The organism is Chitinophaga fulva (assembly GCF_012927205.1).
Classification (GTDB): domain Bacteria; phylum Bacteroidota; class Bacteroidia; order Chitinophagales; family Chitinophagaceae; genus Chitinophaga; species Chitinophaga fulva.
In genome coordinates, this window is the sequence record NZ_JABBGC010000002.1 from 570,953 (window position 1) to 582,165 (window position 11,213).

At 49.1% G+C, this 11,213-nt stretch carries 12 protein-coding genes; 6 read left to right on the plus strand and 6 right to left on the minus strand.

The window, feature by feature from the left end:
- The first annotated feature begins 102 nt into the window (after positions 1-102).
- The 5 genes from HHL17_RS18745 (at position 103) to HHL17_RS18765 (ending at position 6,085) form a co-directional block, all read left to right on the plus strand.
- Positions 103-2,214 carry a copper-translocating P-type ATPase gene (locus HHL17_RS18745; protein WP_169226342.1) on the plus strand — a complete coding sequence of 704 codons (2,112 nt, stop codon included), beginning with the start codon at positions 103-105 and terminating at the stop codon, positions 2,212-2,214.
- 71 nt (positions 2,215-2,285) lie between these two features.
- Complete coding sequence (locus HHL17_RS18750; protein WP_169226343.1) at positions 2,286-3,404, plus strand: SPFH domain-containing protein; 1,119 nt, start codon at positions 2,286-2,288, stop codon at positions 3,402-3,404.
- A gap of 77 nt (positions 3,405-3,481) precedes the next feature.
- On the plus strand, positions 3,482-4,606 hold the full coding sequence (locus HHL17_RS18755) for a zinc finger domain-containing protein (protein ID WP_169226344.1): 1,125 nt from the start codon (positions 3,482-3,484) through the stop codon (positions 4,604-4,606).
- A 227-nt stretch (positions 4,607-4,833) separates the two neighbouring features.
- On the plus strand, positions 4,834-5,403 hold the full coding sequence (locus HHL17_RS18760) for a DUF4142 domain-containing protein (RefSeq protein ID WP_169226345.1): 570 nt from the start codon (positions 4,834-4,836) through the stop codon (positions 5,401-5,403).
- A gap of 115 nt (positions 5,404-5,518) precedes the next feature.
- Positions 5,519-6,085 (plus strand): DUF4142 domain-containing protein, encoded by a 567-nt coding sequence (locus HHL17_RS18765; RefSeq protein ID WP_169226346.1) that lies wholly within the window; start codon positions 5,519-5,521, stop codon positions 6,083-6,085.
- A gap of 64 nt (positions 6,086-6,149) precedes the next feature.
- Here the strand turns inward: HHL17_RS18765 and HHL17_RS18770 are convergent, their stop codons facing one another.
- The 6 genes from HHL17_RS18770 to HHL17_RS18795 form a co-directional block, all read right to left on the minus strand.
- Positions 6,150-6,422, minus strand: a complete 273-nt coding sequence (locus HHL17_RS18770) for a GNAT family N-acetyltransferase (protein ID WP_169226347.1) — start codon at positions 6,420-6,422, stop codon at positions 6,150-6,152.
- A 2-nt stretch (positions 6,423-6,424) separates the two neighbouring features.
- Entirely contained in the window at positions 6,425-6,856 is a 432-nt protein-coding gene (locus HHL17_RS18775; RefSeq protein WP_169226348.1) for a (4Fe-4S)-binding protein, read from the minus strand.
- A gap of 1 nt (position 6,857) precedes the next feature.
- On the minus strand, positions 6,858-7,259 hold the full coding sequence (locus HHL17_RS18780) for an OsmC family protein (protein ID WP_169226349.1): 402 nt from the start codon (positions 7,257-7,259) through the stop codon (positions 6,858-6,860).
- 10 nt (positions 7,260-7,269) lie between these two features.
- Positions 7,270-7,899: an alpha/beta hydrolase gene (locus HHL17_RS18785; RefSeq protein WP_206156088.1), complete on the minus strand. Its 630-nt coding sequence runs from the start codon at positions 7,897-7,899 to the stop codon at positions 7,270-7,272.
- Position 7,900: 1 nt separating this feature from the next.
- Positions 7,901-8,827, minus strand: a complete 927-nt coding sequence (locus tag HHL17_RS18790) for a ring-cleaving dioxygenase (protein ID WP_169226351.1) — start codon at positions 8,825-8,827, stop codon at positions 7,901-7,903.
- Positions 8,828-8,957: 130 nt separating this feature from the next.
- On the minus strand, positions 8,958-9,494 hold the full coding sequence (locus tag HHL17_RS18795) for a YceI family protein (RefSeq protein WP_169226352.1): 537 nt from the start codon (positions 9,492-9,494) through the stop codon (positions 8,958-8,960).
- Positions 9,495-9,753: 259 nt separating this feature from the next.
- Between HHL17_RS18795 and HHL17_RS18800 the strand changes: the two genes are divergently transcribed.
- On the plus strand, positions 9,754-11,208 hold the full coding sequence (locus tag HHL17_RS18800) for a TolC family protein (RefSeq protein WP_206156089.1): 1,455 nt from the start codon (positions 9,754-9,756) through the stop codon (positions 11,206-11,208).
- Positions 11,209-11,213 lie beyond the last annotated feature (5 nt).

Here is an 11,213-nt window from a genome sequence, read left to right on the forward strand (position 1 = left end):
CCTGTAAATCTCTTCCCGGATTATATAAAACTTCCGGCGATATATTCGGCAACTTTACAACAATTAAAACACACAGTTGTAATATTTAAAACCGGAATCGCTATGGAAAAACACCAACACATGCATATGCACATGGACCACGATCATCACGATCGGGAGCCGGAGGCCCACGCCCACGCCGGCCACGTCCATGAGCATACGGAACATACGGAGCATCAGGACCATTCTCAACATACACAACATCAACATACAGGTCATGCTGGTCACGGTGCTCATGCCGGGCACGATCATCATGCCATGATCCGTGATTTCCGCCAACGGTTTTATGTGGTGCTGGTGCTCACCATACCGGTCATGCTGTTGTCAAAAATGATTCAGCACTGGATGGGGCTGAATATCAGTTTTCCTGGCGATAATTACATTTTATGCGGTTTGTCTGCCGTGATTTTCTTCTATGGCGGATGGCCATTTCTCTCCGGCTGGTGGTCTGAGATGCGGATGCGTAACCCCGGTATGATGACGCTCATCGGCTTTGCGATCACTGTAGCTTTTGTGTACAGTGTAGCCACACTCTTTGGCTTGCAGGGCATGGACTTTTTCTGGGAGCTGGCTACATTGATCCTGATCATGTTGCTGGGACACTGGATTGAAATGAAATCTGTTGCCGGCGCTTCGCGCGAACTGGAGCTGCTGGTACAGCTTATGCCGGCGGAAGCCCACCTGGTGGAAGGCGGGAATATCCGCGAGGTGAAGACCGACAGCCTGCAGCCCGGTGATATCGTGCTGATAAAACCCGGTGAAAAAGTAGCTGCTGATGGTACCGTAACAGAAGGTAGCAGTTACCTGAATGAATCTATGCTGACCGGCGAATCCAAACCGGTGAAAAAAAGTACAGGCGACAGGGTTATAGCCGGATCAATCAATGGTAATCAGGCATTGCATGTAAAAGTATCTCATAACGCGGCATCTTCCTATCTGTCACAGGTGATCAAACTGGTCAACGATGCGCAACAGGCCAAATCCAATACACAACTGCTGGCGGACAAGGCGGCGCGGTGGCTGACCATCATCGCTATGGTGGCAGGTATCGCCACTTTTGCCTACTGGCGTATCGACGGACAGTCTATCTCTTTTGCGATGGAACGTATGGTGACGGTCATCGTGATCTGCTGTCCTCACGCGCTGGGACTGGCCGTACCCTTAGTGGTGGCCCGCTCTACCACCGTGGCGGCCAAAAACGGACTACTGATAAAAAACAGGACAGCCTTCGAAAATGCCCGTAAAATCACCACACTGGTATTCGATAAAACCGGTACGCTCACCGTAGGTAAATTCCAGGTAGTACAACTGGAAACGTTGGACAACCGTTTCAGCAAACAGGAAGTGCTGATGCTGGCAGCAGCTGTGGAGCAACAGTCGGAACATCCTATTGCCACCGGCATCGTAGACAAGGCACGTGAGGAAGGCGTGCAGATACCCGCTGCCAGCGATATGCAGGCGATGGCGGGTAAAGGCATCAGCGCTACTGTCAACGGGAAAAAAGTGCAGGTAGTAAGCCCGGCTTATGCGAAAGAACAGTTTCCGCAACAGGCGGCGGTTGAGCAGTCTGATACCGGTACGTTGTCTTTCGTGATCGTAGACGGTCAACCGGCAGGTTACATTGTACTGGCGGATGAAATCAGGCCGGAATCATTGCCTGCTATCCAGGCGTTGAAAAAAGAACATATTGCCAGCGTGCTGCTCACCGGCGACAATAAAAAAGTAGCGGCTGCCGTGGCGCAACAACTTCAGCTGGATAACTATATCGCGGAAGTGCTGCCGCACCAGAAACTGGAAGCTATCAAGAAGTTGCAGGACGCAGGCCAGTTTGTGGCTATGACAGGCGACGGTATCAACGATGCGCCGGCGCTGGCACAGGCGGATATCGGCATCGCTATTGGCTCCGGCTCTGATATTGCCGCGGAGACAGCCGGTATCGTACTGGTCAACAGTAACCCGCAGGACATCGTAAGCCTGGTCCGTTTTGGTAAAGCCACCTACCGCAAAATGATCCAGAACCTGGCCTGGGCTACCGGCTATAACGTGATCACCATGCCGCTGGCGGCCGGAGTGCTCTATCATTGGGGGATACTGCTAAGCCCCGCTGCCGGTGCGGTACTGATGACAGTGAGTACCGTCATAGTAGCTATCAACGCCAGGTTGCTGAAATTATAACGTTTCATTATTAGCATTTCCTGTAAATAATTCTATACATTTGGCGGAGATGTTTCTAAAAACCTGTTAACATGGGAATATTTGATAAACTCCGGAATGAATTTATTGACATTATTGAGTGGACCGACTCGTCCGCTGACACCATTGTATGGAAGTTTCCCCGCTACCAGAATGAAATAAAAATGAACGCCAAGCTGACGGTGAGAGAATCGCAGGTGGCCGTTTTTATGAACGAAGGTAAAATAGCGGATGTTTTTCAGCCCGGCATGTATACACTGACAACACAGAACATGCCTATTCTGACCACATTACAGGGATGGAAATACGGGTTTAACAGCCCTTTTAAAGCGGATGTGTTTTTCATCAGCATGCGGCAGTTCACCAACCAGAAGTGGGGTACCAAAAACCCGGTGATGCTGCGCGATGCCGAGTTCGGCCCGGTGCGCCTGCGCGCTTTCGGCAGCTACGCTTTCCGCGTGAAAGATGCAGCACAGTTCCTGAAAGAAATCGCGGCCACCAACCCGGAATATACTGTTGACGGTATCAACGAGCAACTGCGCAACCTTGCCGTATCCCGTGGTATGGACGCCATTGCGGAAACTAAAATCCCGGTGCTCGACCTGGCAGCTAAATACGATGAAGTATCCCTGCTGATCACCGAAAAAATACGGCCGGAGTTCAATGAACTGGGCCTTGAACTGACGAAGTTCCTGATTGAAAATATCTCCCTGCCTCCGGAAGTGGAAGAGGCACTGGACAAACGCAGCAGCATGGGTATTGTCGGCAACCTCGGCGCTTATGCGCAGTTCCAGGCAGCCAACGCCATGGAAAAAGCAGCGGAAAATCCGTCCGGCGGCGGACTGGCAGCAGCCGGTCTGGGTGCTGGTATGGGCGCCGCCATGATGGGCCAGGTAGGGAATGTGTTCCAGAACAACCAGGGGAACCAGCAGCCTGCTGCTGGCGGTCCGGGCGTACCTCCGCCATTGCCGGGCACAGAGCCTTTCTTTGTGGCTGTTGATGGTAAACAGGCAGGTCCTTACAACATGGACCAACTGCGTCAGCTGGCTGCTTCCGGTGGACTGCAGCATCAGACGCTGGTATGGAAAACAGGTATGGCTGCCTGGGCAGCTGCATCTGCTGTGCCTGAACTGGCGCCGGTATTGGCTACCATCCCGCCACCATTACCCTGAAACTAATCTTCTTATACGCATGATGCCCGTACAGACAAAAATGCCGGGTATCATGCGTAACTCATTATAATATTCCTATGTCTTTTGAGGAAAAAACCAAAGAAACGGTATCCTCGCTGAAATGCCAGAACTGTGGTGCTATCCTGCATTACGCGCCCGGCACCAACAGCTTGAAATGTGAGTATTGTGGTACCGTCAATACCATTGAAGAAGAAGCTACACCCCAAGGCATCCACGCCTTTGATTATGATGCTTTCATCACCGATCTGCAACGTCATACGGAAGACACCGAACAGGCCGTCGTGGTGAAATGTACCAGTTGTGGAGCATCAACTACCATGTTGCCTAACGTGACGGCGGACTCATGTCCTTTCTGTGCGTCGCCGCTGGTAGTGCAGCAGGGGGCCACCACGGCTATTCTGCAGCCACACTATGTATTACCTTTTGTGGTGGATGATAAACAAGCCGGCAAGTTCTTCCAGCAATGGATGGGCAAGCTCTGGTTTGCGCCTTCAGACCTGGTGAAGAAAGTGAAAGACACGTCCTTTCATCAGCTAAAAGGGATTTACATACCCCACTGGAGCTACGATACAGACACGGTGACCTCCTACAGAGGGCGGCGTGGTGAATACTATTACACCACAGAAACCTATACGGAAGAAGTCAACGGCAGAACAGAAACCCGTACCCGCCAGGTACGGCATACTGCCTGGTATGATACGTCCGGGGTGGTAGACAATTCCTTCCGTGATGTGCTGGTAACGGCAAGTCCTTCCTTGCCGCGTAAAATGGCGGAAATACTGGAGCCTTGGCATCTGGACCAGCTCAAAGCCTATGATGGCCGCTATCTGAGCGGTTTCCGGGCTGAGCTGTATCAGACCGATGCTGAACAGGGTCTGGCTATCGCCAAAAAGAGAATGGACCCGGTTATCCGGAATGAAATATGCGATGACATCGGTGGTGATGAACAAATGATCGACAGTTATAACGTCAATTATAACCAACTCGGATTAAAGTACATCCTGCTGCCGGTTTGGTTGAGCGCTTACCGTTATAACAACAAGCTGTATCATTTTGTCGTTAACGCGAGTACGGGTGAAGTTACCGGGGACAGGCCTTACAGCTGGACTAAGATCGTCGGATTGATTGTTTTGATCATCGCTGTGATATTTGTGCTTTATACCATTGCTCAGGCTCAATAAATAGTTGATACTGCATAAATAGTTGTTACTGCCGGAAACTTCCGGCAGTTTTCTTTTACATACTGGGGAAAAGCCTCTACAACAGCGCTTACACCACCCGTTTCCCCTTGGTGACCTCTTCCTTGTCGTGTGACTGCTATGCTGCATCTTCATGCATGTGTTTGCCCCACGTTTTTTGTCAGTCCTTTTGCGGTTATTCCGTTTTAAACCCAATAATTTCTATGGATATGAAAAAGACTACCTTTTTTGTTGTGGTACTGTTGGGCATTGGGATGCTGTCGTCCTGCGGAAATAATACTCAGCATAATCGTCAACGTGAAACCCCGGCTGAATCGGCGGAAGCCATTAATAAAGCGGATAAATCTATTGACTCCCTGTCTGCCAGCTTCGCTGTAAATGCTGCCGATGACGGTATGATGGAAGTAGCAATGGGTAAACTGGCGTTGGAGAAAGCTACAGACCCGCGTGTGAAAGCCTTCGCCACCATGTCCGTAAATGACCGCACCAAAATCAATGAGGAGCTTAAAGCTATTGCTGAGAAACGGAAGATTGCACTTCCGTCAGACCTGTCTGCAGCGGGGATGAAAGCTATTGACAAACTAAGCCAAAAAAGCGGGAAACGTTTTGAGAAAGAATACATCGCTGAAATGGTGGATAACCACGACCTGGATGTGAAGGATTTTAACAATGCTGCCAGTAATCTGGAAAGTATCAGTATGAGGGAATGGGCCAGAAAAACGCTGCCAATAGTGATGATGCACCTGGATTCTGCGAGGGCTATTAAGAATGCGCAATAATTTGCGCAACTGATACTGTGAAGATCTTGTACTTCGGGTGTCTTTTCACATATACGTTTACGTATTGAAAAGGCACCTGGTGTGTCTTTTATAAACCTAATAAATTTCAGAGACTATGAAAAAGATAACCTTATTGGCTACGGCCGTGTTGGGAGCGTGGATGTTGTCATCGTGCAACAACAATCCTAATCCCCAAAGCGAGAAGCCGGTAGATTCAGCTCAGGATGTCAATGAAATAGTGAAACCAGTGGATAATAATTCATCTGAGTTTGCCGTGAAAGCGGCTAATGGCGGTATGATGGAGGTACAAATGGGTAAGCTGGCGCAGGAGAAAGCCATGAATCCAAGGGTGAAGGCTTTTGCCACGATGATGGTCAATGATCACTCCAAAGCGAATGAAGAGTTGAAAGAACTAGCTGGTAAAAAGACTATCGCGCTGCCAGCTGAGCTCTCTACAGAAACCAAGGACCATATTGATAAACTCAGTAAGAAAAACGGGAAGGAGTTTGATAAAGATTATATGAACATGATGGTGGATGACCACGATAAGGACGTAAAGGAATTTGATAACGCTGCCAACAATCTGCAGGACCCTGAGTTAAAGTCCTGGGCCGGTAAAATACTGCCCACACTGAGAACACACCAGGATTCAGCGAAAGCTATTCTGTCTTCCCTTAAATAAATCACTGATGTTGAATAACGAATTTGAGTGCTCTTTGCGGCGCTCAAATTCGTTATTTATCGTTTCAGAGAAGATCATTGTATTCCGGATGCCGTTTCATATAGGCATGTACGTATGGGCAGAGGGGTTTTACCTTTAGATGGTTTTCCCTCGCATAATCCAGCACATATTTGGCCATTTGAGAGGCGATGCCTTTGCCTTCCAGTTCAGGTGGCACTTCTGTATGGATGTAAGCGATGCCGCCGGGAAACAGTTTGTATACGATAAAAGCGGTATGTCCGTCTACGGTTGTTTCAAACTGGTGTTTTTCAGTGTTTTGTTGAATGGTAAGTTCCATAGTTATTGATTGTCTTTGTATCCGATAGTGATGTGGGTACCGTCGCAGTACGGCATATTGGAGGAGCTGCCGCAGCGGCACATGGCGGTTACCATGTGGAACGGTGTTTCCTTGCCGGCCGTATTTTTAATCACGACGTTGCCGTAAATCAGCCGTGGGCCGTTAGGTACTATTTCTGCAAGGCTGGTGGCGGAGATCTCTGCTGCCTCTTCCGCTTTATCATTCAGATAGAAGGTCAGTGCGCCGGATGGACATTTTTTTACCTGCTGCACAATCCGGTCGGTCGTGCTGCCATCAGCATTGATCCAAGGTTTGGCTTGCGGATCGAATACTTCGGGAAGGCCATGGAAGCATATTTCAGAGTGTTTGCATACTTCCGGCTTCCATACGATGGTGACTTCACCGTTGCTGTATTTTTTGGTAATGTCTTTCATATCAATCTTCTTTAGTATTGATAATAACGGGGTTGGTAAGCAGTTTATGAATGGGGCAGGCGTGGGCTATTTCCAAGAGTCTTTTTCGTTGTGCTTCGTCCAGGTTGCCGGTAATGTGTACCAGGCATTCGATCACGGTGGTGGCTGGGTCCGGCTTGGCCGCGCTGTCGAACCGGAGAGCGATATCTATTTTTTCCACGGGCCATTTTTTCCGTGCCGCGTACATGGTCAATGTGATGGCGGTGCAGGAACCGAGGCTGCTCAGCAACAGTTCACCGGGATTGGGCCCCGTGTCTCCGCCGTTGATATCTGTTGGTTCATCTGCCAGCCAGCGATGGTCCCGGGCTGAAATAGAGACCTGGTACGGTATTCCTTCGATACTTACTTTTACTTCTTCGTCCATGATGTGTTGCTTACCGGAAATTTTCTTGCACCCAGCCAGCGGCCAGGTCAATATCCTGTTGAGTTAAATTATGTCCTGTGTTGATGTCATAGCTGCTTACGCGAAAACCGTTGGCTGTCAGCAGCGTGGCATAGGCGGCTGTGGCGGCCGGGTCTACGGTACCGTCCATTTTGCCGGAACTCATGAAAACGGGCTGCTGACGGTTCGTTTCAAACGGGTCCTCGATGCCATGCAGCGGCTGCATAGGCCTGAAGAGAATGGCGCCGGCCAGCAGTTCGGGATACAGCATCAACACTGCGCCTGCAATATTGGCGCCGTTGGAGTAACCGGTGGCTACCAGCTTTTGCAGATCGAATCCTTCTTTAGCCGACAACTCTTTCAGAAAATGCACCATTTCATGTGTTCTGAAGTGCACGTCCGGTTCGTCGAATACGCCCATGCCCAGCCGGCGGAAGAACCGGGGCATACCGTGCTCCTGCACATTGCCGCGAAGGCTCAATATATGAAAGTCCTTCGCCAGTTCCGGCGCCAGCGGCAGCATATCCTGTTCGTCGCCACCAGTCCCGTGCAGCAACAACAACGTATAAGCGTCCTTGTTGGCTGCAGGCTGGTATATATATTTCATGGGTTTAAAATCCATCTTAATCCAGTTTTATCAGTTTCTGTTCTATCTCGGCCCGTTGTGGTTCATACTGTTCGGGCAGCATCAGGTGCGTGCCCAGCTGGTCCACCGGTTCGTCAACGGCAAAGCCGGGCGTGTCTGTGGCCAGTTCAAACAATACGCCACCGGGCTCGCGGAAATACACGGAGCGGAAGTACTTACGGTCCAGCTGCTGTGTGGCATGAAGGCCCCGTGCTTCGATTTTCTCCCGGTAGTATTCCTGCATGGCATCGTCTTTCATGCGGAAAGCGATGTGATGTATGCTGCCGCCAGCCACATGTCCGCGTTGTTCGCCTTTCGCTTCTACCAGGTCAATATAATTGGCGGTATCACCGGCAGGGCTTTTAAAACGGTAACGGTTGGCGTGATTTTTTTCAAGCTGGTAACCAAAAACAGATACCAGAAGGTCAGCCGTAGGCTGAATATCGTCAAGGGTCAGGGTTACGTGATGGAATCCACGCAGGGCATTGTCTGCGCTGATGTCAGCAGTTTCCCAGGGCACACGGTCATCGGTCCTTTCCGGAACGGTCAGCTCCACTTTCAATCCGTCAGGGTCCAGGAAAGTCAGGTAAATTTCACCGAACTTGGCGGAAGGTTTATTATAGATAATGTTGGCGGCATCCAGTCGTTTCTGCCAGAAATCGAGACTGCCTTCAGGAACGGAATAGCCTATCTCAGTGGCCATATGCGTACCTCTGCGGCCAGTCATGATGTCCTGCCAGGGAAAGAAAGTCAGGATCGTACCGGGTGTACCGGTTTTATCGCCGTAATAAAAATGGTAGGTATGCGGGTCGTCAAAATTCACGGTCTTTTTTACAAACCGTAATCCCATCGTCTTTGTATAAAAATCAAAGTTCTTCTTAGCATTACCGGAAATAGCGGTAATATGATGCAGCCCTGTTATCATTTTTTGATTTTTTGATTTGGGGATTTTCGATTTCCGGATTTAAGAGAAGTGAGGACTATGTTTTGTTGTTTATGTGGTCTTCGCTGCATTTTTAAATTCGTAAATCAAAAAATCGAAAATCCCCAAATGATTATTGTTGTTTCAACAGTTGTACTTCACACTGTATTTTTACTTCATCACTCACCATTACACCACCAGCTTCTGTTACGGCGTTCCAGTTCAGGCCAAAGTCCTTGCGGTTGATTTTGCCATGAATGGTGAAACCAGCTTTGGTATTGCCCCATGGATCTGCTACCACACCACCGAATTCAACATCCAGTTTGATGTTTTTGGTGACATCGCGGATGGTCAGATCGCCATACAACGTATAGGAGCCATCGTTATCCACACTTTCCGTTTTAGTGGCTTTGAAGGTGATGTTGCGGAATTTGTTCACGTCGAAGAAATCCGGAGAGCGCAGGTGCTCATCGCGCTGTGTATTGGCAGTGGTGATAGAGTCTACGTCTACCGAGGCGGAGGCATGAGCAGCGAGAAAATTATCCCCGTCTGTTTCAGCTTCTACATGAAAGCTGTTGAACCGTCCGGTAACATTGGTGATCATCAGGTGTCTGATCTTAAAAGTAAGTTCGCTGTGCGCGGCGTCGGAGACCCATTTTTGTTTTGCCATAGATGAAGGTGTTTTATTTTTTGATGAATATGATGATGTTGTTTGTTAATGCAAATGTCAGTTAAAGCACAGTGGACAAAAATGGATTAAATAAATATAACGATGCACTTTTTTCCTGAATTTCTTAAGATAGGACAATAAATCAGGATTTATTCATGATCAGTTTATGTGTGATTTTTTTTAAATAATACAAACATTAGGCATGAAAAATTGTTTAAGTGTGTTGATACTCAGGAAAATCCGGATGAAATGATATCTTATGAGACATCTCCTGTTATTAACACTCTTCCTGCCGTTGATGTTTGCCCACGGTCAGGAGAAAGGACAACAGCTAACTTTAAAAGATTGTTATGAACTGGCCCGGCAGCGTAATGCGCTGGTAAAACAGGCAGAACGCTCCCTGCAGGCGAGGGAATATTCTTTACAGGCCGAAAACCGTGCATATTTCCCCAAAGTAGACCTGCTGGCCGGTTACAACTACCTCGGAAAACCCCTCGAAATCAACCTGCAACAGGTAAAAGATGGTGTTGTGAACGGATCGGCAGCGCAGAGCGCGAACACGGCCAATACTGTTTTTCAACAGATCACCGGGCAACCCCTGCCTCAAAATGTGCAAGACGTTATCTCCAATGCCACAAAAGGACTGATCAATGCTTTTTATCCCAACTATAACCCTCAACTGGCTAAACAATCCTATTTCGTGGCGGGCATCGGGGTAAGGCAACCGATTTATCTCGGCGGGAAAATATCCGCAGCGCAAGACCTGGCCCGGTCACAGGTGACAGCCGGACAATTCAATAAACAGGTGGTGGAGAAAGGACTGTATTTCCTGATCAGCGCCCAGTACCTGCGTATTATGTACCTCAATACCATCCTGGCACATGAGGCCGTGATCGTGGATGCTTTCCGTAAAAACAAGGACTACGCCGTGTCGCTGAAAGATAACCAGATATTGCCGCCCTACCTGCTCAACTGGGCCAGGGTATCCTATACGCAGGCAACGAACCGCTATAGCAACCTGGAACTGGAAAAAGAAAACGCCCTGCTGGAAATGAACCAGCTGCTGGGCCGCCCCATAGATACGCTCATCGTGATCAGTGATACCCTGCGGTATGAACAGGCCACTGTCAACGTGGGAGAGGGGAACACCTTCTGGCGCAACAATCCGTCATACCGCCTGCTGGAAAGTAAGACGGACCTAGCCAGAGTAGCGGTGAAGGCTACACGCTCTTTATCGCTTCCCAATTTATTCGCAATTGGTAATGTATCGCTTTATCAGAAAGACCTGCCGGTGACGGTGCCGCCATGGCTGATAGGCGTGGAGCTGCAATGGACACTGTTCGACGGTTTTCAGCGTAATAAACGCACCAGGGCCAGCAAGATATTGGTCGAAGAAGCTGCCATGGCCGCAGAAAATACCAAAACTACGCTTGAATTGCAACTGCGTGTAGCCTCCAACAAAGTAAAGGCATTGCAACATGATGTGGCTTCGCTGGACAGCGCACGGCAACAGGCACGTCTTACCACCACGCTGGTAACAGACCGTATGGAAAATCAGCTGTCGTCTGTGAAAGATGTCAACGATGCTTTGCTGCTGGAGGAAGAGATGCATAAAATATACTATACCGCGGTACTGGGCTACTATCTCGCCCTGGCTGAATACTGGAATATAGTAGGCACACCGGAATATTTCGCAACATACGTTAACAACTAAAACGG